Here is a 24,771-nt window from a genome sequence, read left to right as displayed (position 1 = left end):
GGCCTCCTAGCCGCCAAGCCGGCTGCTACGGGAGAAGGCGTCATTGAATGCAGCGCCACGCTCAGGGTTTGCCGTCCAGCGGGTCGCGGCGCGCGAGTTCGGCTTCATCCAGGCCATTTCCACCGCCGATTTGCGCTTCTTCGACAATACTCAGATCCCAGTCGGCCGGTTTTCCGGAACCGGTTTCCCGGGCGGAGCGAGCACCGTCCTCACGGATCAGGGTTTCCGGGCTCAGGTCGTCGTCAGTGGAGCCGTCGTCGGTAGGCTGGCCCGGGCGGCCACTGCGGATGTCGTTGTCCTGATCATCGAAATGCAGTTCTTCCATGGAACCCATGCGGTCCTGGTCGTCGTCGATGGGTTCGGGTTGCGGTGCACCGTAGGGGCGTCGTGATTCAGTCATGGCAAATGCTCATACTTCAGGGGTTCAAAGGGTGGACCCATGGCGCCCGGCAAGATTCCCCGGCGACGGATGACCGGTATCTGCAGCCATACGCGTGACCCCGACAGGCGCTCGTCTGTCAAAGCAGCGCATCATTCTTGAGGCTTCACAGCATGAACGAACTACAAGATCTGATTGATAACAACGAGCGTTGGGCCGAGGCGATCAAGCAGGAAGACCCTGACTTCTTCTCCAAGCTGGCTCGCCAGCAGACCCCGGAATACCTGTGGATCGGCTGCTCGGACGCCCGCGTGCCGGCCAACGAGATCGTCGGCATGCTGCCGGGCGACCTGTTCGTGCACCGCAATGTGGCCAATGTGGTACTGCACACCGACCTCAACTGCCTGTCGGTGATCCAGTACGCGGTGGATGTACTCAAGGTCAAGCACATCCTGGTCACCGGCCACTACGGCTGTGGCGGTGTGCGTGCCTCAATGCAGGATCGCCAGCTGGGCCTGATCGATGGCTGGCTGCGTTCGATCCGCGACCTGTACTACGAGCACCGTGAAGCGCTGGGACAACTGGCCACGGAAGAAGAGCGGGTCGACCGTCTCTGCGAGTTGAATGTGATCCAGCAGGTGGCCAACGTCGGCCATACCAGCATCGTGCAGAACGCCTGGCATCGCGGGCAGAGCCTGTCGATCCATGGTTGCATCTACGGGATCAAGGACGGTCGCTGGAAGAGCCTGAACGCCACCATCAGCGGCTTTGAACAGCTGCCGCCGCAGTACCGCCTGCGTCCGGTCGGCGCCGTCTGAGGCGACTGGGCACAGCGGCCTGTAGCCGCTAGCTCAGGCCTTGACGAGGCTCCATGAGCCATTCCCGACCCTGGGTACACGCCTGTGACTGAAGGCGTGTTGCCCCGGGCGGTTATGGTTTGCAGCCGCCGCGACAGCTCTTTTGGCAGCCCAGCGGCTTTGTCGGCGCTGCTTGATTACAGATGCGGCACCTCGGTACTTGGCGCCGGTGCCGGGGCCTTGAGCTGGTTGAGCTGGGTCTTGATCGGTGCACTGGTGCATTTGGCCGCGGCTTGCTGCTCGGTCAGCTTGCGCACCGAGGTGTAGAACAGCTCGCAGGTCTGCGCCTTCTGGGTTACTTGCCAGGTCTGGGTGCAACTGCTCAGCAGGGCACTGGCATCGCTCCCCGGCTTGCTGCCCATGCCCGCCTGCCAGCAGGCGGCGCTCAGGTCCTGGCCCATGACCTTCAGGCCTGCGGCATCGGCCTTGGCCTGGTCGTTGTCATAGTTGGCCGGGTCCGCCGCGTACCAGATATAGCTGGGGTGGTTGGAGCCCAGCACCGGCACTTTCACCCCTTCGCTGGGGCTGATCTGTGCCAGGCCCAGCACATTCACTGTGACCCCGTACTGCTGCTTGAGCCAATTGCGCACCGGCGCGCCAAACGCCACCATCGGCAGGGCCGCGCCGCCGGCGTTCTGGCTGACCTGCTTGACCATGGTGGTTTGATAGCTGTTGAAATAGCTGTAGACCCCCTCCAGATCCTTGCCGGCATTGGACGGCGCAGCAATCGGCGCGATGTCGACGATGGTCTGGTAGGCCGGGGTCTGCTCGGCGGCGATGCCGTTGGCGGTCAGCAGAGTGGCCCAGCGGTCGGTGGTGGCCGACTCCAGGTAGTCCTGGGCCTGGGTCAGCGAGTAGTCCGGTGGAAAGTGCAGCAACTCGACGCTCTTGCGATTTTCCAGTGCCATGCCCAGGGGCAGGAACAGGTACCAGCTGTAGGCCCACTTGCCGTCCTTGTTGAGCTGGCTGGCGCCGTTGTAGGCCAGGTCGCCGGCATCCAGCAGAGCGTTCAAGGGCTTGTCGTAGCCGGTCGGCACGCCAGTGATCGAGGCCAGGACCTGGTCGCCGGCAGTCTTCACGCTGACCTTGGCGGCGCTGTAGCCGTCGCGTTGCACGCTCTGGGTCAGGTAATGCTCCACCGTCTGTTCCAGGGTCCAGTTGCGAAAGCAGATGACGTTGCAGTTGTTGGGGTAGGCGAAGAGCTGGGTGACGCGCTGGGGGCTGCCCAGATTGACCTCGACATCGGCCTGGGCCGTCGCGCTCAGGGCGGCAGCGGTCAGCGCGAGGGTCATTCCTGCGAATTTGAACATGCTCAGATCCTTTTCAGCGTGAACCCCTTCGAAGGGGGGGCAGGACATACTGAAACAGCGCCGCCTGGAGAAACAGCCGGGAGCGAAAAAATATCCGCCTTGGTGGATTGGCGAGCGTTCAGCCGGGGAACAGCCGGGTCAGGGGAAAGCCGGGGGCGTGGACCTGGCAGACCCGGATCAGCACCACCATGAGCAACAGGTAGGCCGGTTGCCAGGGGCTGAAATGATTCCAGTGCAAGGCGCCGAGCCACGGATGTCGGGCGCAGAAGTCCGGGTTCGGCTGACCGATTCGCCCCGAGTGCAGCACGCCGATCAGGGCAAAGCCCAGGTAGGCGAGCATGCCCAGTGCCCCCAGCCAGTAGCCGAATACGCTCAGTATCGTCACTTGCGGCACGCCGTGTCGCAGCACCAGCCATTGTTGCTGCGGGTTCAGGCGCTTGGGGACCAGGCGTTCGCTCAACCACAGGTCCAGCGCCAGCAGGCGGGCGGCCACCGGTTCCCAGGTGTTGAGCAGGATCAGGGCGAAAATCGCCAGGACCCCCGCGCAACCCATGGCCAGAATCAGCGCCATTTCCTTGCTGTACTCGGGCTTGCCCATGAAATACAGGCCCAGGGCCAGGCTGCTGCCGACGCCGCAGCGAATCCAGTTATCCACGCCCAGGGGGCGCGGCATCAGTTCCTGCCAGAAAAACACGTCCGCACGAGGCAGCCGTTCCAGCAGTGCAGGAAAACGTGAAGCCAGGGTCTGGGAGAGCTCCATGCAGGCCAGCCAGTGTTCGTCTTCGAAGTGACGGGTCAGGGCGATCTGGCGCCGGCACGGTTGCGGATTGAGCAACAGCCGCGCGGCGGCAACTTCCGGCGTCGCATCGTGAGTCTTCGCGGCATTGGCCAGCAGCTTCTGATAGAAGGCTTCCTGCTGGCAGCGCTCGATCAGCGACTGCCAGATCCATGACGGTTCAGGGGTGGCGCCGCGCCGGTCGTCCCAGCCGAACAACTGGCACACCCGGTCGAACAACGGCAACTGCCAGCGCTGTTCGTGCAGCAGCTCCAGTACCTCGTTCTGCCAGTACTGACGATGGTCAAAGATGCGCAGCCAGGGCTGCTCGCAATAGTTGGCCAGTTGCGTCAGGAATGCCCGTTCCTGGCCAGCTTCCAGGTGGGCTTCCAGCGTGCGGCGGTACTCTTGCAACACGGCTTGCACCAGCACGGCCTCCTGCAGGACGGTCATGCAGGGGCGCTGCCAGGGCGTCAGCCAATCCAGGTGCTGGATCGCCCAGAGGATCATCGCCATGTGCTGCTCGGGCTGTTCATAACAGCGGGCCAGCAGATGCTTGAGGAACTCCCGGTCGCAGGCCTGCTGTTCGGCCTGCTGCCAGCGCTGTGGCAGGTTCTCGGCGCTCAGGCCCTCCAGCAATGGCCATGGGTCAGGCTGTGGCGGCGCTGGCGCCAGTTCCGGCAACGGCTCCGGGGTCCAGTCTGCAAGGGGCTCGACGATCAGCGGGTGCAGCTCCAACAAACTTGACCAGTGCTGCAGGTTGTCCGGGGGCTGGGTGGCCGCGAGGGGGGCGCTGATGACCACGGGGGCATCGTCCTCGGCCGCCGCTTCATCGGCGCGCCAGCGAGCCAGTTGCAGGGCTCGCTCATAGGCTTCGCGCAGGCGCTGGAATCCCTCGGCATCCTCGTCGGGGCGAGTGCTCTTGAGCCGCCGGGCATAGCTGCGCTTGATACTGCGCTCGTCGGCATCCGCGGTCAGCCCCAGGAGAGTCCAGCAATCCATGTCGTGGCTCCTCAGTGCCAGTGGCCGTTTTCCAGCCGCTGCAGTTGCTCGCTGAGCTGAGTGCGCACCTCGCGGATCTTGCGTTCGTCCTGGGTCTCCAGCACCTGCTGGAACTGCCCGGCCCAGTAGCCGATCTGCTCGCGCAACTCGCCCAGGCTCTCCTGGTAGAGCCGTTCCAGGCGGGCACTGAGCAAGGTGTTGACCTGCTGGTCCCGGGGGTGGACCTTCAGTTGTTCCAGGGCCTTGAGACGCTCGCGGATCTCTTCCGGGGTCAGTACGCCGGGGTTGTTCTCGATCACCAGGGAATGGCTTTCTCCGGTCAGCGGAATGCTCACCTGAGCCTCCAGCAGGCCGTTGATGTCATAGGTGAAGCGCACATCCAGCGAGACTTCGCCGGCCTTGCGCTTGGGCACCTTGATCTCCAACTGGCCGAGGGCGACGTTGTCGCGCACCAATCGGCTTTCGCCCTGGAAGATCTTCAGCAGCACTTGTTCCTGATGGTCATGCAGGGTCTGCACGGTCTTGACCCGGCTCACCGGCACCACGCTGTTGCGTTCGATGATCGGCAGGTAGTGCCCGCTCTCGATCTGGCTGCCGTACTGCTGGGAGGTCTCGATGCCCAGGGTGTAGGAGCAGACGTCAGTCAGCACCACTTCCTCCAGGGCGGCGGAGCGCACCTTGAGGGCGGCCTGGACCGCCGCTCCCTGGGCCACCACCTGGTCGGGGTCGAGGCTGATGGAGGGAAAACGCCCGAACAGCCCGGCTGCCAGCTTGCGCACCAGGGGCATGCGAGTGGCGCCGCCGACCAGGAGGATCTCATCCAGGTCGCTGACGCGGATTCGCGCATCGCGCAGGGCCCGTTCGATGGGGGCCCGCAAGCGTTCAAGCAGCGGGGTATAGAGGGTTGCCAGTTGCGCCTGGGTGATGGTCTGGGTCCATTGCCGGCCGTCGACCCGCAAGTTGAATTCGGCGCTGCTGTCCTGGCCCAGGGCGCGGCGCACCCGCTCGGCTTCCCGGCGCAGGGCCTGGAGCACCGTCTGGCGCTCGGGGAAGTCCGCCACCCCGGCCTGCTGTTCAAGGAAGTGCTCCAGCAGCAGGCTGTCGAAATCCTCGCCGCCGAGGAAGTTGTCACCGGCGCTGGCACGCACCTCCATGACCCCATCGAACAGCTCCAGGATCGACACATCGAAGGTACCGCCGCCGAGGTCGAAGACCAGGAACGAGGTTTCCTTGTCGCGCTGGTGCAGGCCGTAGGCCAGGGCGGCGGCGGTAGGTTCGTTGATCAGCTTTTCCACCTTGAGCCCCGCCAGCTCGCCGGCGATCCGCGTGGCCTTGCGCTGGGCGTCGCTGAAGTACGCCGGCACGCTGATCACCGCTTCCTCCACCGGTTCGCCATAGGCCCGCTCGACATCTTCCTTGAGGCTCTTGAGCACCAGGGCCGAGAGCTCTTCCGGACGGAACAGACGCTCGCCCAGGCGCACCTCGGTGGCGCTGCCCATGTAGCGCTTGAACAGCGCAGCGGTCAGATGCGGGTGGGTGTGCAAGCGCTCCCTGGCGGCTTGCCCCACCAGGACCCGGCCCTGTTCATCCAGGCCCACCACGCTGGGAGTGAGGAACTGGCCCAGGGCGTTGGGTACCAGTTCGCTGGAGGTTTCGCGCCAGACGGCGACCAGGCTGTTGGTGGTCCCCAGGTCGATGCCTACGATCATGACGACGAACTCCCTTTCCAATCGGAAAACAAATGAAACAGACAGGTGGCGCGCAGGATATTACCCCGCGAGTGAATGGGTAAAGTAGGCGATGTCTTTTTGCCACTATCGTGGCCGCATGAAGATTGCAGAAAGCCGACCGCGCCGGCGCGTCATTGCCCGTTGTGACCGCTGCGCGGTTTGGGCGGGCCTTGGGCCTGACGCCGGGCTTTCCTGGCTGTGGAATGGAGGAGTGGCGCCAGTGGCCGGGGCGAGTGCCCCGGCCGGGAGGGCTCAAGCGCTGAAGTGCAGAGCGTTGGTCAGGTCGCCCATGGGTTTCTGGCCGCGAGCGATCATTGCCTGGTCACGTTCCTTGATGCCGTCCAGGGTCTCCAGCTGGAACACCCGGGTGATCAGCCGCAGGATCGAGGCGGTGTCGTAGACCGTGTGGTCCACCGTGCCCTTGCGGGCGAACGGCGACACCACCAGTGCCGGGATCCGCGTGCCCGGGCCCCAGCGATCGCCCTGGGGCGGTGCCACGTGGTCCCACCAGCCGCCGTTTTCGTCGACCGTGACAATCACCACCATGTTTTTCCATTGCGGGCTCTCGCGCAGTACTTTCAGCGCCCGGTCGAGGTGTCGGTCGCCGGCGGCGACGTCGGCGTAGCCGGCGTGCAGGTTGAGGTTGCCCTGGGGTTTGTAGAAGGTCACCGCCGGCAGCTTGCCGGCCTCGGCGTCGGCGAAGAACTTGTTGGTGGCCGATTCATCCCCCAGGCCGCCATCACGCAGGCGCTTGGCGCGTTCGGCCGGGTTCTCCGGGCCCTGGCGCACGAAATAGTTGAACGGCTGGTGGTGGTACTGGAAGTTGGGGATCTTGGGGATCCCGCCCGAATCCTTGAACTGTTCCAGGGTGGCCTGCCAGGCGCCGCCGTACCAGGCCCAGTCGACGTTTTTCTTCGACAGCTTGTCGCCGATGTGCTCGTGGGTCTGGGGCACCAGCACACTGGGCAGGTCGGGCTTGGCGTAGTCCGGGCGCTCCGGGTCGCGGATCCAGGTTGGCCAGTAGGGCGGGGCCATGGTGTTGACCGCGTAGCCGTCCGGGGTCAGGGCGCTGGGGCCGAACTGCGGGGCACCGTCCATGGCACTGGCCGGGGACTTGTCCAGCGGCTTGAGGCGAGTGCCCTTGGGATCGTCGCCCTGCAAGGTGGCGATCTGCGACTTGGCCACCGAATTGGCGGCGTCCGGGTAGAACGGCACCTTGGCGCTGATCAGGTACTGGTGGTTGAGGAACGAACCGCCGAAGGCCCCCTGGAAGAAGTTGTCGCAGAGCACGAACTCCCGGGCCACATCCCACAGGCGCAAGGAATACCGGGTCTGGGCATAGTGCCCCATGGTCAGGGCGCCGGAGTCGGCCCAGGCCACGAAACTGTCGTTCTTGCCGCCGTTGATCTGCATCTGGTTCTGGTAGAACACGTGCCACAGGTCGCGGGTCACCAGCCCCAGGGGCAGGTCCTCGCCGCTCGGCCCCTTGAGGGCGAAGGGGGCATTGGGCAGGTTTTCCTGGAACTGGGTTTCCACCGGGTAGGTGACGCCGTCCAGGGTCTGCGGGCCGACTTGCAGGATGCCGCCCCAGATCGGCGGCAGTTTTGCCAGCAGGCTGCCGTCGCGGTCCCGTTGCTGGGTCTGCTCGGGCTTCACCGCCGAGAGCGGATTTTCCAGCCCCGGGAAGTTGGCGAAGAGGTTGTTGAAGCTGCGGTTCTCGGCGAACACCACCACCACATTCTTCACCTGCTGTTGCAGGGCCTTGTCCAGTTCGGCTGGGGACAGCGGACGTTCCTGCGGCTTCTCCCCCGGCTCGCCAGGCTGGCCACAGGCGCTCAGGGTGGCGCCTACCCCCAGAACGGCAACGCCGCCTAGAAAGCGGCGGCGGCTGGTATCGGCGGGCTGGTCGGGGGCGGATGCGGGGGTGTCGTGCAGGTCGGTGTCGTCGCTCATATAGGCTCCTTGCTCGGTCTCTCTGATAATTCGTTACAAAGTATTTCGGTCGCACGGTAACAACCGAACATGACGCAAAGACTACAGGAATGCTGCTCCTGTCCCTCGGGTTGAGCGGGGAAATCTCTGAAAATTCAGCAGATAAGCGTTAATCACAGGCCCGCGACCGTAGCCGGAAGCGGGCCTGCGGATACCTCAGGGAATCACCGGGGGCAGGTACGCCAGGGTGGTGCCCAGGGCCCAGAGCAGCACCAGCACCAAGGGGGCATGCACCAGCAACTGGACGAAGGAGAAACCGATCAGGTCCCGCGCCTTCAGGCCCAGTACCCCGAGCAACGGCAGCATGTAGAACGGATTGATCAGGTTCGGTAGGGCCTCGGCAGCGTTGTAGATCTGCACCGCCCAGCCCAGGTGGTACTGCAGGTCATTGGCCACCTGCATCACGTAGGGCGCCTCGATGATCCACTTGCCGCCACCGGACGGAATGAAGAACCCCAGCACCGCCGAATACACCCCCATCAGCAGGGCATAGGTGTCGTGGGAAGCGATCTGCACGAAGAAGGTCGAAATGTGATGGGCCAGGGTCTGGCCATCCACGCCCTTGACCACGGTCATCAGCGCGGCGATGGAACCGTACAGCGGGAACTGGATCAGCACGCCGGTGGTGGTGGGCACGGCCCGGGCCACTGCATCGAGGAAACTGCGCGGGCGCCAGTGCAGCAGGGCACCGGCCATCAGGAACAGGAAGTTGTAGGTGTTGAGCCCGGAGATCGCGGTGATCGCCGGCTTGGTGGCGAACTCGTGATACAGCCAGCCGGCGGCCAGCAGCGCCAGCAGCAGGGTCAGCAGCGGGCTGTACTCCAGCCACTCGCCGGGGCGGGTGCGGGGTTGCGGCTTGGGCATGCTGAAACTCGGATCGACACCGCAGGCCTGGGCATCACGGGCGCTGCTGGGCCCGGGTGCGGTGGCATAGGCCACTGCCAGCGACACCAGGACCAGGGCCAGCAACAGGACCCCTGACTGCCAGAGGAAGATGGTCTGGGTGAAGGGAATCACCCCGGTAATGGCCAGGATCGACGGCGGCAGGCTGCCGGGGTTGGCTTGCAGTTGCGCGGCGGACGACGACAGGCCCAGGGCCCAGACGGCGCCGAGTCCCAGGTAGGCGGCGGCACCGGCGGCGCGGTAATCCATGCGCAACTCGGTGCGCCGGGCCAGGGCCCGTACCAGCAGGCCGCCGAACACCAGGGACAGGCCCCAGTTGAGCAGGGAGGCGACCATGGAGATCAGCGCCACCCAGGCCACCGCCGAGCGGCCGTTCCTGGGGATGCGCGCCAGCTTGTCGATCAGCTTCACCGCCGGCGGTGAGCTGGCCACCACGTAACCGCCGATGACCACGAAGGCCATCTGCATGGTGAAGGGGATCAGGCTCCAGAAGCCGTCGCCAAACGCCATGGCGGCGTCGGTGGGCTTGGCGCCCATGGCCAGGGTGGCCAGGGCGACGATGATCACCGCCAGCGCGGCGAACACCCAGGAGTCGGGAAACCAGCGTTCGGCCCAGTTCGAGCAGCGCAGGGCGAAGCGGGCGGAGCGGCTATCTTGAATATCAGCGGCCACGTGGATACCTCGAGTTTCTTATGTTTATAAGGAGGTCGGCCGCCCCTGGCAGAGGCGGCCGAGAACTGTGCAAGAATGCGGCAATTGCCACGGACTGCAAAGGACTGAACACCCATGTCATTTTCCCCCGAAGAACGCGCCGCGCTGCTCAAGGTCAAGGGTGTCGGCCCAACCGTGGTGGGCCGGCTGGAGCAACTGGGCATCCACTCGCTGGCGCAGTTGGCGGGCGCCGATGCCCTGGACATCGTCACCCAGGCCTCGGCGCTGCTGGGTTCCAGCTGCTGGAAGAACAGCCCCCAGGCCCGCGGCGCGATCCAGGCCGCGATCGCCTTGGCCAAGGGCAACTGAGGCAGTGGCTGCTGGGCACGGCTTCGCTTATCAGGCGGTGTATCGCTATCTGCTGCAGTGGATCGACAACGCCGGGCCCGGCGAGGAGCAACGCCTGCCGTCGCTGCGCGAGCTGGCGCAGCGTCTCGATGTGTCCCTGTCCACCACCAAGTACGCCTACGCCCTGCTCGAAGACGAAGGGCGCATCCATTCCCGGCCTCGGCAGGGCTATTTCACCCGGGTGGCGCCGGCCGTGCCCCTGGCCGACACGGGCCGCTCTCTGCTCGACGACCTCTATGCCCATGCCCGCCAGCCCGGCCGCCTGGCCTTGTGCAGCGATGCGCCGGCCATGCTGCTGTCCCTGGAGCAGCCGCTGCTGATGACCGAGCGCGAGCTGGCCCGGCAATACCCGCGCACCCAGGCGCCGCTGTACCAGCCGTTCGGCGAGCCGGAACTGCGCAGCGAACTGGCCCGGCGCTACACCCGTTCCACGGATGATTACTGGCAGGCCGACCAGGTCTACCTGGGGCCCGATCTGCGCAGCGTGGTGGAGTTGTCGCTGCAAGCCCTGGACCTGGCCGGGGGCGTGGCGCTGGTGGAGTCTCCGTGTTCCTGGGCGATCCTGCGCCAGTTGCGGGCGGCGCGCCTGCGGATCATCGAGCTGCCCATCGATGCCGCCGGACGTTTCGACCTGCAGCAGGTCCGAGCGCTGCTCAAGCAGCAACCGGTGCGCCTGGCAGTGCTGTCCTCGACGGTGAGCATCCCCCATGGCAGCCTGATGCCCGCCGCCGACAAACAGCAGTTGTGCCATTGGTTCGCCGAGCACGGGATCTGGTTGCTGGAAAACGACAGTTACGGCGAATTCAGCTTTGTGCCCGATGCCGCCCGCTACCGGGATTTCGCCGACCCCGAGCGGTTGCTGGTGTTCTCCAGCCTGGACAAGGCCATCGGCGCCGAAGCGCCCTTGAGCTATGTGCTGTGCCGCAATCTGGGGGCCCCGTTGCATCGGCAGTTTCTCGAGCGCAGGTTCCGCCTCTCACCGATTCGCCAGAAGGCCGTGGCCCGCCTGTTCAGCTCCGGGCGGCTTGATCAGCACCTGCTCAAGCTGCGGGGCATGCTGCAGCAGCGCATGGGCCAGATGCTGGCCCTGCTGGATGGGCTGCCCGGCCAGCCGCTGCAGGCAGTGCCCGCCGCGGGCGGCGCCACCCTGTGGGTCGAGGCGCAGCGGCCGGTGGCCATGGTCCGGGTGTATGAGCGGCTGCTGGCCCAGGGCATTGTCATTGCCCCGGGGCAGATCTTCAGCCAGCAAGGCTTGTGGTCACAGCACCTGCGCCTGAGTTTCACCCTCGACTGGAGCCGGGATGTTGCCGGCGCCATTCACCAGTTGGCCCAGGCGCTCGATCAGCCTTCCTGAGGCATCCCGTAGCAATGCCGCGCTTCGGGGAAGACGCCGTCGCGCACCTCTGCGGCAAAGCGTTCGCACGCCTGGCTGATCAGCGCCCCAGCATCCGCGTACTGCTTGACGAAGCGCGGCACCTGGGGCCCGCCCAGCCCCAGCAGGTCCTCGGTCACCAGCACCTGGCCGTCGCAGGCCGGGGATGCGCCGATGCCGATGGTCGGCATTGGCGAGAAGTCGCTGATGCGCCGCGCCAGGCCTTGCGCCACCCCTTCCAGCAACAGGCTGAAGGCGCCGGCGTCGAGGTGGGCACGGGCATCGTCCTCGATCTTGCGCGCAGCCTCGTCGTCGAGCCCCTGGGCCTTGAACCCGCCCATCTGGTTGACGTACTGCGGCATCAGGCCGATATGGGCCATTACCGGGATGCCCCGTTGCACCAGGAATTCCACCGTGGGCGCCAGGGCCCGGCCGCCCTCCAGCTTGAGGGCGTCACAGCCGCTGCGGGCCATGACTTCGGCGCAATTGCGGTAGGCCTGCTGCGGCGACTCCTGGTAGCTGCCAAAGGGCATGTCGGCGATCACGCAGGCCAGACGGCTGCCGGCCACCACGGCCCGGGTATGGGCGATGATTTCCGCCAGGCTCATGTCCAGGGTCGAGGTGCGGCCATAGCCGACCATGGCAGTGGAATCCCCGATCAGGATGAAGTCGACGAAGGGGTCCATCAGCCGTGCCATGTGGCTGGTGTAGGCGGTGAGGGAGACGATCTTCTGCCGGCCTTTCATGGCCACCAGTTGCGGGACGCTCAGGCGGCGGGTGCGGGAGTGAATGCTCATGATGACTTTCCTGGTTCTGCTGGGTTGGAAAGTGCCTGATTATTGGCCTGGCGCCCGGGCATTCAATGCACAGAAAACCACAGAAAACCGACCCAGGGCGGTGAACGGGTTGTTCCAGGGATCTTTTGCGTAGACCATGGCGCCTTTGCTTTGTGCTGCCATTGAGTTGCCTTTATGACCCCCTCCACAGCATCGTCGCCGGCGCGTTTTTCCCGCTCCGACTACAAGACCCTGGGCCTGGCCGCCCTGGGCGGAGCCCTGGAAATCTACGATTTCATCATCTTCGTATTCTTCGCCCTGACCCTGAGCCAGCTGTTCTTTCCCCCGGAAATGCCCGAGTGGCTGCGCCTGCTGCAAAGCTTCGGGATCTTTGTCACCGGCTACCTGGCCCGGCCCCTGGGCGGAATCCTCATGGCCCACTTCGCCGACCGCCTGGGGCGCAAGAAGGTCTTCAGCCTGAGCATCCTGATGATGGCGCTGCCCTGTCTGCTGATCGGGATCATGCCCACCTATGCCCAGATCGGTTATTTCGCGCCCCTGCTGTTGCTGGCGCTGCGGGTGCTGCAAGGCGCCGCGGTCGGCGGCGAAGTGCCCAGCGCCTGGGTGTTTGTCGCCGAGCATGCGCCACGGGCCCATCGCGGTTATGCCCTGGGCTTTCTCCAGGCCGGGCTGACCTTCGGCTACTTGCTCGGCGCCCTGACCGCGACCTTGCTGGCGCGGGTCTTCAGCCCCGAGGAAATCCTCGACTACGCCTGGCGCTACCCCTTCCTGCTGGGGGGCGTGTTCGGCGTGATCGGTGTCTGGTTGCGTCGCTGGCTGAGCGAGACCCCGGTGTTCGTGGCCCTGCAGAACCAGCGCGACAGCGCCGCTGAGCTGCCCCTGCGCACGGTGCTGCGCGAGCACCGGCTGGCGATCCTGCCGGCCTTGATCCTCACTTGCGTACTGACCTCCGCGGTGGTGGTGTTCGTGGTCATCACCCCGACCATGATGCAGAAAAGCTTCGGCATGAGCGCCAGCCATACCTTTGCCCTGAGCAGCCTGGGGATCGTTTTCCTGAACATCGGCTGTGTGCTGGCGGGGCTGATCGTCGACCGCCTCGGCGCCTGGCGCACGGTAATGCTCTACAGCCTGCTGCTGCCCCTGGGCATTGCCGTGCTCTATGGCTGCCTGATCAACGGCGGTGACTGGATCGGCCTGGCCTACGCCATCGCCGGCCTGGGCTGCGGCGTGGTGGGGGCGGTGCCGTCGGTGATGGTCAGCCTGTTCCCGGCGCGGATCCGGGTGTCGGGCATTTCCTTCACCTACAACATCGCCTATGCCCTGTGGGCCAGCACCACGCCGTTGCTGCTGATCGCCTTGATGCCCTGGAGCCCGTGGATCTGCGTGATCTATTGCGCGGTGATGGGCGCGGTGGGGGTGGCCAGTGCCGCCTACTTCGGTGGGCGTGTGGGCGAGGACCAGCCGGCCCCGACGCAGGAAAGCTGGTGCCGTTGAGGGGGGGGTAAACCCCGGTAAACAGTGGCGATCAGGCGAAGCAGCGAGCTAGAGCCTTCGCCACGGAGTGTCTGAATCCAGCCTGAAATCGGGTTGAAAATTCACCTTCAGCCCTGAGTGTTTTTCCCGCTACTCTCCCGGAATGCGCGACTCGCGCAGGGGTTTGCGGGAGCTGTCTTGATTCGTTCGACGCTGTGTTCCTTGCGAAATTTCTCCAGCCTGGGGCCACTGTTGCAAGTGGCCCTGGTGAGCTTTGCCGTGGGGCTGGCCTTCGCCCTGATCGAAGCCTGGACCTGCAATGGGCTGGACTACGGTCTGGAAGGCGCCAGCCTCGACAGCCTCAGGGCCCGGGTTGTCGCGGTGGAGACCGGCGCGCTGCTGGTCGAGGATCCGGACAGCGGTGAGCGCCAGCGTCTGCGCCTGGTCCGTGAGCTGACCCAACTGCAAGTGCCGCTCTCCCAACTGCCTGGCCAGACCCTGGTGTTCAGTCACCTGCGGGGGTATCTGCTGCAGTGCTCACGGGACGCTCAGCCGTGGTGCTCGGCACAATGCTCCAGTGCCGAGCAGTGCCAGGAGCGTCTGCGCCAGAGCCAGTCGTCCCTGGGCATGCTGGGGTTTGCCTGGCTCGCCAGCCTCGCTTGCGTAGTGCTTTGGTTCCTGAAGAACCGCCTGCAGGAGCTGGCGTGCCGACGGCGCCAGTCATGAGCGCAGGCGCTCTGCGGATGGTGCCTGCGCCCGCCGGTGGGCGCAGGCCCCGGGAGCGCGTGGCTATGGGGCCAGTAGCTGATCCAGGTAGCGGGTCCGTTCGTTGCTCAGGCGGGTCACGCAGAGGTTGATCAGGGTCGCATGGGCCGGCTTGCCCGGTTCTACCTCGAAGGCCTCCAGCACGCAGGTGCTGTCGCGGTACTTGATCCAGGCGCGCTGGGCGTTCTTCAACTTGCCGAGGTATTCCTGCTCCTGCAACAGGCTGCTGGGGTAGAGGTTGTGGACCCGTTCCAGCAGTGCCTGGTAGCTCTGGTTGAGGGCCGCGTCGGCGCGCTCCTTGTCTTGCTGGGCGCAGCGGTCGACCTGTTCACTGACGCTGATCTGGGTACAGTCCAGCGAGGCGGCCTGAGCGGATGTCCAGCCGCCGACCCCGAGCAACAGGGCAGTCGCAAGGCCGAAGATCCAGGGCTGATGATGCATGACGGTCCCTTCGCGCTGAGAATGAAGCGCGCATTCTACAGCGCCACCGCCGATGCAAAAGAGCAGACGTGCTCACTGCAGCCAGTGCCAGAGCAGCAAAGTACCCGCCAGGCCCACCAGCGAGACGATACTTTGCAGCACCGACCAGACCCAGAGCGTCTGCTTGAGCTGCAGGCCGAAGTACTCACGCACCATCCAGAACCCGGCATCGTTCACATGGCAGAAGAACACCGAGCCTGCGCCAATGGCCAGGGCCACCAGGGAGCTCTGGGTGGCCGCCAGCCCGGCCATCATCGGCGCCAGGATACCCGCGGTCGTGGTGGTGGCCACTGTGGCCGAGCCGGTGGCCTGGCGCAGGGCCACGGCAATCAGCCAGGCCAGGAGGATATAGGGCAGGTGCGCACCTTCAGCGACCTTGCTGATGGTCTGGCTGACCCCGGCGTCCAGCAGGGTCTGCTTGAGCCCGCCACCGGCACCGATGGTCAGCAGCAGCACGGCAATTGGCGCCAGGCTCTTGCGCAAGGTGCCGCCCACCTGGTCCCGGGCCATGCCATTGGCCCAGCCCAGGCAAATCACCGCAGCGATCACCGCGATGCCCAGGGCGATCAACGGCTCGCCGAGAAACCTCAGGGTCAGGGCCAGGGTGTTTTCCGGGCTCATGGCCACCTTGGCCAGGGTGCTGCCGAGCATCAGCAGCACCGGCAGCAGGATGATCAGCAGCGACACCGCGAAGCTCGGCTGGCGCGGTGCCTTGGGTGGGGCACTGAACAGGGCGCCAAGCTCTGCCGGTTCCTCCACCTGCATCCGTTTGGACAGCCAGTTGCCATACAGCGGGCCGGCCAGGATCACCGCGGGTACGGCGATGCTGAACCCCAGCAGCATGGTCAGGCCAAGGTCGGCGTGCAGGGCGCTGACCGCAATCAGCGGCCCCGGGTGCGGTGGCATCAGGGCGTGCAGGGTGGTCATCCCGGCCAGGGCCGGGATGGCGATTTTCAGCAGGGGCAGGCCCGAGCGACGGGCCATGACGAAGATGATCGGCACCATCATCACCAGCCCCACTTCGAAGAACAGCGGCAGGCCGATGACCATCGCCACCAGGGCCATGACCCAGGGCAGCGATTTGCCCTTGCCCAGCCCCAGCAGGGTGGAGGCGATGCGGTCGGCGGCGCCGGACTCGGCCATCAGCGCACCGAGCATCGAGCCCAGGGCGATGATGATTCCGGCTTCGCCGAGAATCGCCCCGGCGCCCTTGCTGAAGGCCTTGGCCACCTCTTCCGGCGGCAGGCCGGCGCCAACCCCGGCGATGAAGGTGCCGATCAGGATCGACAGGAAGGGCGGCAGTTTGGTGGCGCTGATCAGCACGATGATGCTGGCAATGGCCAGCAGGCAGCAGAGGATCAGGCGGGTGTCATGCACCATCCAGGCGACAGTCGATACTTCCAAGGCAGGGCTCCTCAATCGGCTATTTTTCTTTGTTACGTTTTGTTTCACTTTTTCGGAGCATACCTGAGGTGCCCGATACAGAGGGCCTTTGCCCGTTTTTGGTGCATTAAGTAGCCTGCTAACGATCCCGCCAGCTGATTTCCCCCTGTGGTTCGGGCTCAGCCCTCTGCTGTTGCCACCGCACCGCGATCAACCGGCCCGGGAAACTCCAGCACAGATAACCGCCGGATGGCGGGCCGATGACAATCTGCTTATCCAGGGCGGACACGAAGGGCAATCGAACTATCATCAGGTTTTCGGTCAGCGGAGGTTGTTCCATGGGCGCAGGACACAGTCATGGCGAGGTACGGGCCGGGCATGAACGCAAGTTGTGGCTGGCCCTGGGGTTGACCGGCAGTTTCATGATCGCCGAGGTCATCGGCGCCTTTGTCACCGGCAGCCTGGCGCTGCTGTCGGATGCCGCGCACATGCTCACCGACACGCTGGCACTGGCCATTTCCCTGGTGGCGATCCAGGTGGCCAAGCGTTCGGCCGACCGCAAGCGCACCTTCGGCTATGCCCGCTTTGAAATCCTCGCCGCCGCGTTCAACGCCTTGCTGTTGTTCGTGGTGGCGTTCTACATCCTCTACGAGGCCTGGCAACGGCTGCAGGCACCGGCCGAGATCCAGTCCATGGGCATGCTGGTGATCGCGGTGCTGGGGTTGATCGTCAACCTGATCTCCATGCGCCTGCTGGCCTCGGCCAGCACGGAAAGCCTCAACGTCAAGGGTGCGTACCTGGAGGTCTGGAGCGACATGCTCGGCTCGTTGGGGGTGATCATCGCCGCGCTGGTGATCATGTTCACCGGCTGGGGCTGGGTCGATTCCCTGGTGGCCGCGGCCATTGGCTTCTGGGTCTTGCCCCGGACCTGGACCCTGCTCAAGGAAAGCATGAACGTGTTGCTGCAAGGGGTGCCGGACGGAATCGACATCGATCAGGTAGAGCAGGCCATGCGCGCAGTGCCTGGGGTCAGCGAGGTGCATGACCTGCACATCTGGGCCCTGACCAGTGGCAAGAACGTGCTCAGTGCACACCTGGTGGCACAGTTGGAGGGGCGTGACGAGCAAGCGATCCTGGCGCAGGTCAGCGAGTTGCTGCAGGAGCGGTTCGAGATCGCCCACGTCACCTTGCAGGTGGAGCAGGCGGGGTTTCACCAGCAGTTGCCCGAGCATTGAGCCCGATGCCGGTCTGCTTCCGGGCAGGTTCGCTGCAGTGGGCCCGGTCCCTCAGTCGCGCTCTTCGAGCACGTAGCCGACGCCGCGCAAGGTATGGATCAGCTTGGTCTCGAACGGGTCGTCGATCTTGGCTCGCAAGCGGCGGATCGACACCTCCACCACGTTGGTGTCGCAGTCGAAATTCATGTCCCAGACAAAGGAGATGATCTGGGTGCGAGACAGCACCACGCCACTCTGGCGCATCAGCAAGTGCAGCAGGGCGAACTCCTTGGTGGTCAGGTCAATGCGACGCTTGCCACGAAACGCCCGGTGCCGGCCCTGGTCCAGCTCCAGGTCGGCCACCCGCAGCACGTCCGGTACCGGCGCCTGCTCGCTGCGGCGCATCAGGGTGCGGATCCGGGCCAGCAGTTCGGGGAACTCGAAAGGCTTGACCAGGTAGTCGTCGGCGCCCAGGTCCAGGCCCCTGATCTTGTCGGCCAGCCGCCCCTGGGCGGTGAGCATCATGACCCGGGTGTTGCTGTTCTCGCGGATCTGGCACAGCACTCCCCAGCCGTCGATCTGCGGCAGGTTGACGTCGAGGATCACCAGGTCATAGGCATGCTGGCGCGTCAGGTGCAGACCGTCCGCGCCGGTGTTGGCGCAGTCCACTACATAGCCGCTTTCAGTCAATCCCTGATGCAGGTAGTCGGCGGTCTTGAGTTCGTCTTCGATGACCAGAATACGCATGTTGATGAGACTCTCGGAGGATAAAGGGCAGTCGGCACTGCACCCTGTGAATAACTATCTCAGTAGTCGTGAAGTTGGCCGGCTTATCGTTTTGTTGATGTTTATATTGCGCGTCGAAGTGTTATTGAAATAACCCCGTGAACGCTGTTTGAAGGCCGTGATGTTAATACAGAACCTTGATCCAGAGCCTTTGCTAACGGATTTGTAATCTTTGCGCCACCCTGTTGATAAGGAGTGAAAGTTAAAGTTGGCCGATATTGAAACTCTCCCTTTGAATAAGCGGGATGTGGCAGTTTCATATCGGTCAGGCTGGGTTGTTGAAGTGCATTTCAACAAGTATCGATAGGTTCCGCCGCGCCTTCGCAGAAACCTTGCCTTTGTAGGGGCCGGAACCTGTTATGTCGACTTTCCCGAGAACACCGCTCCGGGCCGCCCGGAGCTGCGCCTTGATGCTTTTGCTGGCCCTGGCGAGCCAGCCCTTGCGCGCCGCTGAACCCACCTCATTGAGCCTCGACACGGCCCTGGCCCAGGCCTTGGCCAACAACCCCGAACTGGCCGCTGCCGCCTGGGAAATCGATATCGCCCAGGGGGCCCGCCAGCAGGCCGGATTGATTCCCAACCCGGTGCTGTCGGTGGACGCCGAGGACACCCGGCGCGATTCGCGCACCACCTCGATCAAGCTCAGCCAGGCCCTGGAACTGGGGGGCAAGCGTGGCGCCCGGGTCGAGGTGGCCAGTCGCGGCCAGGAGCTGGCCGCCCTGGAACTGGAGCGTCGGCGCAACCAGCTGCGGGCCGATGTCCTGGAGGCTTATTCCTCGGCCCAGCGGGCCCAGGAGCGTACCCAGCTGGCCGGGCGTTCCCTGGCTCTGGCCGAACGCGGGGTCAGTGTGGCCCAGGGCCGGGTCAACGCGGGCAAGGCCTCGCCGGTGGAAGCCACGCGGGCCCAGGTGCAGTTGGCCGAGGTGCGCCTGGAACTGAGCCGTGGGCAGATGGAGCAGGACAATGCCTATCGGCGCCTGGCCATGGTTACAGGCACCGCGACCACGGACTTTGCCTCGGTGCAGGAGCAGTCGCTGATAGTGGCCTCGGTGCCGGCGTCGGCGCAGTTGCTGGACCGCCTGCCGCAAACCCCGGAGCTGCGCCTGGCGGAGCAGGAGATCGTGCAGCGCGAGGCTTCCCTGGGGCTGGAAAAGGCCCAGCGGATTCCCGATCTGGATGTCAGCTTCGGCAGTCAGTACGACGCCAGCACCCGTGAAAGGATCAACCTGGTGGGGGTGTCGATGCCCTTGCCGCTGTTCAACCGCAACCAGGGCAATGTGCTGTCCGCCGCCCGGCGGGCCGATCAGGCCCGAGACCTGCGCAACGCCACCGAGTTGCGCCTGCGCACTGAAACCCGCCAGGCCCTGGAGCAATGGAACACCGCCCGGGGTGAGGTGCTGTCATTCAACCAGACCATCCTGCCCGGTGCTCAAACTGCAGTGGACAGCGCCACCCGCGGGTTCGAGATGGGCAAGTTCAGTTTCATCGATGTCCTCGATGCCCAGCGCACGCTGATCAACGCGCGCAGCCAGTACCTTGCCGCGGTGGCGCAAACCACTGACGCCTGGGTGCGGATCGAACGTATCTACGGGGATCTGCGCCGTTGGTGAAAGCCTGGCTGTTTGGCCTGGCGTGCATCGCCGCGTTGCTGCTCGGCGACCGCAACGGCGCGCCGCCAGTGCCCGGCGACGAACCGCCCCGGCACTGGTGCGTGCACGAGTGGCACCGGGCCCTTGGCGAATTCTTTTTCCGTCTACCTCATGAGGCTGCGCCTGGCGCCGCCGACCCTTGATTCCTTCAGGAGCACCCATGGACAAAAAACGCAGCCTCGTTGTGGCCATCACGGCAGTGGCCGGCCTGGGCCTGGCGGCCTTGCTGCTACCGGACCTGTTTGCCAATCCGGCCCCCGCCAGCATCCAGGCTCCCGCCGCCCCCGAGCAGGCCGGGCATGCCGAGGAAGAACCGGAAGGTCACCTGGAACTCAGTGCCGAGCAGATCAAGAGCGCCGGGATCGAGTTGGCCGCAGCCGGTCCCCGGGCAATCAGCCGGCTGATCAGCCTGCCGGGAGAAATCCGTTTCGACGAAGACCGCACCTCGCACATCGTGCCGCGGGCCGCCGGGGTGGTGGAGACGGTGCAAGCCAACCTCGGTCAGAGCGTGAAGAAGGGCGACCTGCTGGCGGTCATCGCCAGCCAGCAGATTTCCGACCTGCGCAGCGAGCTGGCCGCAGCCGGTCGACGGGTCGAACTGGCCCGTACCACCTTCGAGCGTGAGCGCCAGTTGTGGAAGGACCAGATTTCCGCCGAGCAGGACTACCTGCTGGCTCGCCAATCCTTGCAAGAGGCGGAGATTGCCCTCAACAACGCCCGGCAGAAGATGAACGCCCTGAGTGGCAGCGCCCAGCTGGCGGGGGGCAATCGCTATGAAATGCGCGCGCCGTTCGACGGCGTGGTGGTGGAAAAGCACTTGAGTGTCGGCGAAGTGGTCAGCGAGACCAGCGCGGCATTCACCTTGTCGGACCTGTCCCAGGTCTGGGTCACGTTCGGTGTGTTCCCCAAGGACTTGAACAAGGTCCAGGTCGGCAAGCCGGTGCTGGTTCATTCCACCGAACTGGGCACCCAGGTACAGGGGCGGGTGGCCTATGTCGGCAGCCTGCTGGGGGAGCAGACCCGGACCGCCACGGTGCGGGTCACGGTGCCCAACCCCGACGATGCCTGGCGCCCGGGGCTGTTTGTCGCGGTACAGGTGGCGACCGACAGCTATGAGGCCGAGGTGGTGGTGCCGCAGAGCGCGATCCAGACCGTGGAAGACAAGCCCTCGGTGTTCGTGCGCAACGCCGAAGGCTTCCAGGCCACGCCGGTGGTGCTGGGGGGCAGTGAGGCGGGCTTCGTCGAAATCAAGCAAGGGCTGGAGGCCAGGGCCCAGGTGGCCACGACCGGCAGCTTCATCCTCAAGTCCGAACTGGGCAAGGGCTCGGCCGAACACGGCCATTGATTCGCTGCACTACCGAGCGGCTTCACCTACAGAGTGACTTCCCATGTTTGAACGCATCATTCAATTCGCCATCGAGCAGCGCCTGATCGTGCTGCTTGCGGTGCTGCTGATGGCCGGGGTGGGCATCGCCAGCTACCAGAAACTGCCGATCGACGCGGTGCCGGACATCACCAACGTCCAGGTCCAGGTCAACGCCTCGATGCCCGGCTATTCGCCGCTGGAAACCGAGCAGCGCATCACCTACCCGGTGGAGGTGGCGATGGCCGGCCTGCCGGGGCTGGAGCAGACCCGTTCGACCTCACGCTCGGGCCTGTCCCAGGTCACGGTGATCTTCAAGGAAGGCACCGACCTGTACTTCGCCCGCCAGTTGGTCAACGAACGCCTGCAAGTGGCCCGCGAGCAATTGCCCGAAGGGGTGGAGGCGAGCATGGGGCCGATCTCCACCGGCCTGGGCGAGATCTTCTTCTGGACCGTGGAGGCCGAGGAGGGCGCACTCAAGGAAGACGGCACGCCCTACACCCCGACCGACCTGCGGGTGATCCAGGACTGGGTGATTGCCCCGCAACTGCGCAACGTGCCGGGCGTGGCCGAGATCAACACCATCGGCGGTTTTGCCAAGGTCTACCAGATCGCCCCGGACCCCAAGCGCCTGGCAGCCTACAACCTGAGCCTGACCGACCTGATGACCGCCCTGGAGCGCAACAACGCCAACGTCGGCGCCGGCTACATCGAGCGCAACGGCCAGCAGTTGCTGATTCGCGCGCCGGGCCAGGTCAAGTCCATCGAAGACATCGCCAACATCGTGATCAACACCGTGGACGGCACCTCGATCCGTGTCAGCAACGTGGCGACCGTGGACATCGGCCGTGAGCTGCGCACCGGCGCGGCCACCGAAAACGGCCGTGAAGTGGTGCTTGGCACGGTGTTCATGCTGGTGGGGGAAAACAGCCGCACGGTGTCCCAGGTGGTCGGCGCCAAGCTGGCGGAAATCAACCGCTCGCTGCCCAAGGGCGTGATGGCGGTGACCGTCTACGACCGCACCAACCTGGTGGACAAGGCCGTGGCCACGGTGAAGAAGAACCTCATCGAAGGCGCGTTGCTGGTCATCGCCATCCTGTTCCTGTTCCTGGGCAATATCCGGGCAGCGCTGATCACCGCGATGGTGATCCCCCTGGCCATGCTGTTCACCTTTACCGGGATGTTCACCAACAAGGTCAGCGCCAACCTGATGAGCCTGGGGGCACTGGATTTCGGGATCATCGTCGACGGCGCAGTGGTGATCGTCGAGAACGCCATCCGCCGCCTGGCCCATGCACAGCAGCACCACGGGCGGATGCTGACCCGCTCCGAACGCCTGCACGAAGTCTTTGCCGCGGCCAAGGAAGCCCGGCGTGCGCTGATCTACGGGCAGTTGATCATCATGGTGGTGTACCTGCCGATCTTTGCCCTGTCCGGAGTGGCCGGGAAGATGTTCCACCCGATGGCCTTCACCGTGGTGATCGCCTTGCTGGGGGCGATGATTCTCTCGGTGACGTTCGTTCCGGCAGCCATTGCGCTGTTCGTCACCGGCAAGGTCAAGGAAGAAGAGAACTTGGTCATGCGCAGTGCCCGGCGTGGTTACGAGCCGGTGCTCAACTGGGTCATGAGCCATCGCTCCCTGGCCTTTGGCCTGGCGTTCCTCAGCGTGCTCCTGTCGGGCCTGGTGGCCAGCCGCATGGGCAGTGAATTCATTCCCAGCCTGAGCGAGGGCGACTTCGCCCAGCAGGCGATGCGGGTGCCCGATGCCAGCCTCACCCAATCGGTGGAGATGCAAAAGACCCTGGAAAAGGCCCTGGTGGCCCAGGTGCCGGAAATCGAGCGGGTGTTCGCCCGTACCGGCACCGCCGAGATCGCGTCCGACGTGATGCCGCCGAACATCTCCGATGCCTACCTGATGCTCAAGCCCAAGGACCAGTGGCCGGACCCGCGCAAGTCGCGCGAGGCGATCATTGCCGATATCGAGCGGGTCAGTAACAGCCTGCCGGGCAACGTCTATGAACTGTCGCAACCGATCCAGCTGCGCTTCAACGAGCTGATTTCCGGGGTGCGCAGCGATGTCGCGGTGAAGGTCTTCGGCGATGACATGGACGTGCTGAACAAGACCGCTGAAGAGATCTCGCAGACCTTGCAGAAGATCGATGGCGCCGCTGAAGTGAAGGTGCAGCAGACCTCCGGCCTGCCGGTGCTGACGGTGAATGTCGACCGCGACAAGGCTGCGCGTTTCGGCCTCAACGTCGGCGATGTGCAGGACGCCGTGGCGATTGCCGTCGGTGGACGCAAGGCCGGCATCCTGTATGAGGGCGACCGTCGCTTCGACATGCTGGTGCGCATGTCCGACAAGCTGCGCACCGATATCGACGGGCTGTCGCGGTTGCTGATTCCGGTGGCAGCCACGGCGGGCAGCAGCAATGGCCAGTTGGGTTTCATTGCCCTGTCGGAAGTGGCCAGCGTCGACCTGGTGCTCGGCCCGGCCCAGGTCAGCCGCGAGAACGGCAAGCGCCTGGTGATCGTCAGCGCCAACGTGCGGGGGCGTGACATGGGCTCCTTTGTCGAGGAGGCCACCCAGGCGATCGCTGACCAGGTGCAGATCCCGAGTGGCTACTGGATCACCTGGGGCGGCCAGTTCGAGCAGTTGCAGGAAGCCTCCCAGCGCCTGGAGATCGTGGTGCCGGTGGCGCTGCTGCTGGTGTTCGGCTTGCTGTTCATGATGTTCAACAACCTCAAGGACGGCCTGCTGGTGTTCACCGGCATTCCCTTCGCCCTCACTGGCGGGATCATGGCCCTGTGGCTGCGGGACATTCCTTTGTCGATCTCGGCGGGGGTGGGGTTCATCGCCCTGTCAGGGGTGGCGGTGCTCAATGGCCTGGTGATGATTGCCTTCATCCGCAACCTGCGTGAAGAAGGGCGGATGCTGTCGGTGGCGGTCAACGAGGGGGCGCTGACCCGACTGCGCCCGGTGCTGATGACCGCGCTGGTGGCTTCCCTGGGCTTCATTCCCATGGCCCTGGCCACTGGCACCGGCGCCGAGGTACAGCGACCGCTGGCCACCGTGGTGATTGGCGGCATCATCTCCTCCACGGCCCTGACCCTGCTGGTGTTGCCGGCCCTGTACTACTGGGCTCATCGCAAGGAGGAAGAACAGGAGCTGCAGGACATGCTGAGCGACTGACGCTGGCTCGGCTTCAACCGGCCCCGCCCCTGTGATCCAGGGGCGGGGCTTTTTATTGCCCCGCTGTTTGCCCCGGCCTGGCCTGGCCTGCCCCGGCCTGGCCCGGCACCGCTGGCGCTGGGTCCACCGGGCCGTGGCCGACGGGCAGGCGAGCAGCGACCCAGGGATCGAGGGCGGTTCGGCAGGAGGCCTCGCCGTGGCGATGAACCAGTGACGAGCAGAAGAAATCGGCAGGCAAAAAAAAGCGCCCCATGCGGGACGCTAAAAATTCATCTCTTTCCAAAGGAGCATC

At 65.0% G+C, this 24,771-nt stretch carries 20 protein-coding genes; 10 read left to right on the top strand and 10 right to left on the bottom strand.

The features are described 5' to 3' along the window. Window positions 1-61: 61 nt before the first annotated feature. Window positions 62-400, bottom strand: a complete 339-nt coding sequence (locus ACZ5BO_RS29730; RefSeq protein WP_025131758.1) for a hypothetical protein — start codon at window positions 398-400, stop codon at window positions 62-64. 152 nt (window positions 401-552) lie between these two features. Between ACZ5BO_RS29730 and can the strand changes: the two genes are divergently transcribed. Continuing rightward, on the top strand, window positions 553-1,197 hold the full coding sequence (can, locus tag ACZ5BO_RS29725; RefSeq protein WP_092305967.1) for a carbonate dehydratase: 645 nt from the start codon (window positions 553-555) through the stop codon (window positions 1,195-1,197). A 176-nt stretch (window positions 1,198-1,373) separates the two neighbouring features. Here the strand turns inward: can and ACZ5BO_RS29720 are convergent, their stop codons facing one another. The 5 genes from ACZ5BO_RS29720 to ACZ5BO_RS29700 form a co-directional block, all read right to left on the bottom strand. Then, complete coding sequence (locus ACZ5BO_RS29720; protein ID WP_025131760.1) at window positions 1,374-2,546, bottom strand: hypothetical protein; 1,173 nt, start codon at window positions 2,544-2,546, stop codon at window positions 1,374-1,376. Window positions 2,547-2,664: 118 nt separating this feature from the next. After that, window positions 2,665-4,323 (bottom strand): J domain-containing protein, encoded by a 1,659-nt coding sequence (locus ACZ5BO_RS29715; protein ID WP_464697255.1) that lies wholly within the window; start codon window positions 4,321-4,323, stop codon window positions 2,665-2,667. 11 nt (window positions 4,324-4,334) lie between these two features. Continuing rightward, window positions 4,335-6,032 (bottom strand): molecular chaperone HscC, encoded by a 1,698-nt coding sequence (locus ACZ5BO_RS29710; protein WP_025131762.1) that lies wholly within the window; start codon window positions 6,030-6,032, stop codon window positions 4,335-4,337. A 273-nt stretch (window positions 6,033-6,305) separates the two neighbouring features. Continuing rightward, window positions 6,306-8,006, bottom strand: a complete 1,701-nt coding sequence (locus tag ACZ5BO_RS29705) for an acid phosphatase (protein ID WP_025131763.1) — start codon at window positions 8,004-8,006, stop codon at window positions 6,306-6,308. 195 nt (window positions 8,007-8,201) lie between these two features. Then, window positions 8,202-9,620, bottom strand: coding sequence for a short-chain fatty acid transporter (locus ACZ5BO_RS29700; protein ID WP_025131764.1), 1,419 nt, complete (start codon window positions 9,618-9,620; stop codon window positions 8,202-8,204). Between the two features lie 114 nt (window positions 9,621-9,734). On the opposite strand from ACZ5BO_RS29700, the gene ACZ5BO_RS29695 reads away from it, so the two are divergent. Continuing rightward, window positions 9,735-9,968 (top strand): helix-hairpin-helix domain-containing protein, encoded by a 234-nt coding sequence (locus ACZ5BO_RS29695; protein ID WP_464697254.1) that lies wholly within the window; start codon window positions 9,735-9,737, stop codon window positions 9,966-9,968. Between the two features lie 4 nt (window positions 9,969-9,972). After that, entirely contained in the window at window positions 9,973-11,361 is a 1,389-nt protein-coding gene (locus ACZ5BO_RS29690; protein ID WP_464697253.1) for an aminotransferase-like domain-containing protein, read from the top strand. Here ACZ5BO_RS29690 and panB read toward each other — a convergent pair. Then, window positions 11,349-12,176: a 3-methyl-2-oxobutanoate hydroxymethyltransferase gene (gene panB / locus ACZ5BO_RS29685; protein ID WP_025131767.1), complete on the bottom strand. Its 828-nt coding sequence runs from the start codon at window positions 12,174-12,176 to the stop codon at window positions 11,349-11,351. The two genes, ACZ5BO_RS29690 and panB, sit on opposite strands and share 13 nt — an antisense overlap. A gap of 174 nt (window positions 12,177-12,350) precedes the next feature. Here panB and ACZ5BO_RS29680 point away from each other — a divergent pair, with 174 nt between their 5' ends. Continuing rightward, window positions 12,351-13,670: an MFS transporter gene (locus ACZ5BO_RS29680; protein ID WP_025131768.1), complete on the top strand. Its 1,320-nt coding sequence runs from the start codon at window positions 12,351-12,353 to the stop codon at window positions 13,668-13,670. Window positions 13,671-13,847: 177 nt separating this feature from the next. After that, window positions 13,848-14,375, top strand: coding sequence for a hypothetical protein (locus ACZ5BO_RS29675; RefSeq protein WP_051586123.1), 528 nt, complete (start codon window positions 13,848-13,850; stop codon window positions 14,373-14,375). A gap of 63 nt (window positions 14,376-14,438) precedes the next feature. Here the strand turns inward: ACZ5BO_RS29675 and ACZ5BO_RS29670 are convergent, their stop codons facing one another. Together ACZ5BO_RS29670 and ACZ5BO_RS29665 are read right to left on the bottom strand one after the other, a co-directional pair. Continuing rightward, entirely contained in the window at window positions 14,439-14,855 is a 417-nt protein-coding gene (locus ACZ5BO_RS29670) for a lysozyme inhibitor LprI family protein (RefSeq protein ID WP_464697252.1), read from the bottom strand. Window positions 14,856-14,927: 72 nt separating this feature from the next. Then, window positions 14,928-16,298 (bottom strand): GntT/GntP/DsdX family permease, encoded by a 1,371-nt coding sequence (locus tag ACZ5BO_RS29665; protein WP_025131771.1) that lies wholly within the window; start codon window positions 16,296-16,298, stop codon window positions 14,928-14,930. A 317-nt stretch (window positions 16,299-16,615) separates the two neighbouring features. Between ACZ5BO_RS29665 and ACZ5BO_RS29660 the strand changes: the two genes are divergently transcribed. Then, entirely contained in the window at window positions 16,616-17,512 is an 897-nt protein-coding gene (locus ACZ5BO_RS29660; protein WP_025131773.1) for a cation diffusion facilitator family transporter, read from the top strand. Between the two features lie 51 nt (window positions 17,513-17,563). Here the strand turns inward: ACZ5BO_RS29660 and ACZ5BO_RS29655 are convergent, their stop codons facing one another. Then, on the bottom strand, window positions 17,564-18,238 hold the full coding sequence (locus ACZ5BO_RS29655) for a heavy metal response regulator transcription factor (protein ID WP_025131774.1): 675 nt from the start codon (window positions 18,236-18,238) through the stop codon (window positions 17,564-17,566). Between the two features lie 398 nt (window positions 18,239-18,636). On the opposite strand from ACZ5BO_RS29655, the gene ACZ5BO_RS29650 reads away from it, so the two are divergent. The 4 genes from ACZ5BO_RS29650 to ACZ5BO_RS29635 are packed head-to-tail and all read left to right on the top strand — an operon-like array spanning window position 18,637 to window position 24,479. After that, window positions 18,637-19,887 carry a TolC family protein gene (locus tag ACZ5BO_RS29650; protein WP_025131775.1) on the top strand — a complete coding sequence of 417 codons (1,251 nt, stop codon included), beginning with the start codon at window positions 18,637-18,639 and terminating at the stop codon, window positions 19,885-19,887. Beyond that, window positions 19,884-20,069, top strand: a complete 186-nt coding sequence (locus ACZ5BO_RS29645) for a hypothetical protein (RefSeq protein ID WP_081818730.1) — start codon at window positions 19,884-19,886, stop codon at window positions 20,067-20,069. The genes ACZ5BO_RS29650 and ACZ5BO_RS29645 overlap by 4 nt, the downstream gene beginning before the upstream one ends. Before the next feature lie 17 nt (window positions 20,070-20,086). Further along, on the top strand, window positions 20,087-21,271 hold the full coding sequence (locus ACZ5BO_RS29640; protein WP_464697251.1) for an efflux RND transporter periplasmic adaptor subunit: 1,185 nt from the start codon (window positions 20,087-20,089) through the stop codon (window positions 21,269-21,271). A gap of 43 nt (window positions 21,272-21,314) precedes the next feature. Next, a complete protein-coding gene (locus ACZ5BO_RS29635) occupies window positions 21,315-24,479 on the top strand; it encodes an efflux RND transporter permease subunit (protein WP_025131777.1) in 3,165 nt (1,054 codons plus the stop codon). Window positions 24,480-24,771 lie beyond the last annotated feature (292 nt).

The organism is Pseudomonas sp. FFPRI_1, from assembly GCF_055384485.1.
This window is presented reverse-complemented; position numbering and strand designations above follow the sequence as displayed.

Bases quoted from the DNA above. Each gene is read 5' to 3' on its own strand.
- ACZ5BO_RS29730 (WP_025131758.1), bottom strand. From the start codon at position 400: ATGACTGAATCACGACGCCCCTACGGTGCACCGCAACCCGAACCCATC.
- can (WP_092305967.1), top strand. From the start codon at position 553: ATGAACGAACTACAAGATCTGATTGATAACAACGAGCGTTGGGCCGAG.
- ACZ5BO_RS29720 (WP_025131760.1), bottom strand. From the start codon at position 2,546: ATGTTCAAATTCGCAGGAATGACCCTCGCGCTGACCGCTGCCGCCCTG.
- ACZ5BO_RS29715 (WP_464697255.1), bottom strand. From the start codon at position 4,323: ATGGATTGCTGGACTCTCCTGGGGCTGACCGCGGATGCCGACGAGCGC.
- ACZ5BO_RS29710 (WP_025131762.1), bottom strand. From the start codon at position 6,032: ATGATCGTAGGCATCGACCTGGGGACCACCAACAGCCTGGTCGCCGTC.
- ACZ5BO_RS29705 (WP_025131763.1), bottom strand. From the start codon at position 8,006: ATGAGCGACGACACCGACCTGCACGACACCCCCGCATCCGCCCCCGAC.
- ACZ5BO_RS29695 (WP_464697254.1), top strand. From the start codon at position 9,735: ATGTCATTTTCCCCCGAAGAACGCGCCGCGCTGCTCAAGGTCAAGGGT.
- panB (WP_025131767.1), bottom strand. From the start codon at position 12,176: ATGAGCATTCACTCCCGCACCCGCCGCCTGAGCGTCCCGCAACTGGTG.
- ACZ5BO_RS29680 (WP_025131768.1), top strand. From the start codon at position 12,351: ATGACCCCCTCCACAGCATCGTCGCCGGCGCGTTTTTCCCGCTCCGAC.
- ACZ5BO_RS29670 (WP_464697252.1), bottom strand. From the start codon at position 14,855: ATGCATCATCAGCCCTGGATCTTCGGCCTTGCGACTGCCCTGTTGCTC.
- ACZ5BO_RS29660 (WP_025131773.1), top strand. From the start codon at position 16,616: ATGGGCGCAGGACACAGTCATGGCGAGGTACGGGCCGGGCATGAACGC.
- ACZ5BO_RS29655 (WP_025131774.1), bottom strand. From the start codon at position 18,238: ATGCGTATTCTGGTCATCGAAGACGAACTCAAGACCGCCGACTACCTG.
- ACZ5BO_RS29650 (WP_025131775.1), top strand. From the start codon at position 18,637: ATGTCGACTTTCCCGAGAACACCGCTCCGGGCCGCCCGGAGCTGCGCC.
- ACZ5BO_RS29640 (WP_464697251.1), top strand. From the start codon at position 20,087: ATGGACAAAAAACGCAGCCTCGTTGTGGCCATCACGGCAGTGGCCGGC.
- ACZ5BO_RS29635 (WP_025131777.1), top strand. From the start codon at position 21,315: ATGTTTGAACGCATCATTCAATTCGCCATCGAGCAGCGCCTGATCGTG.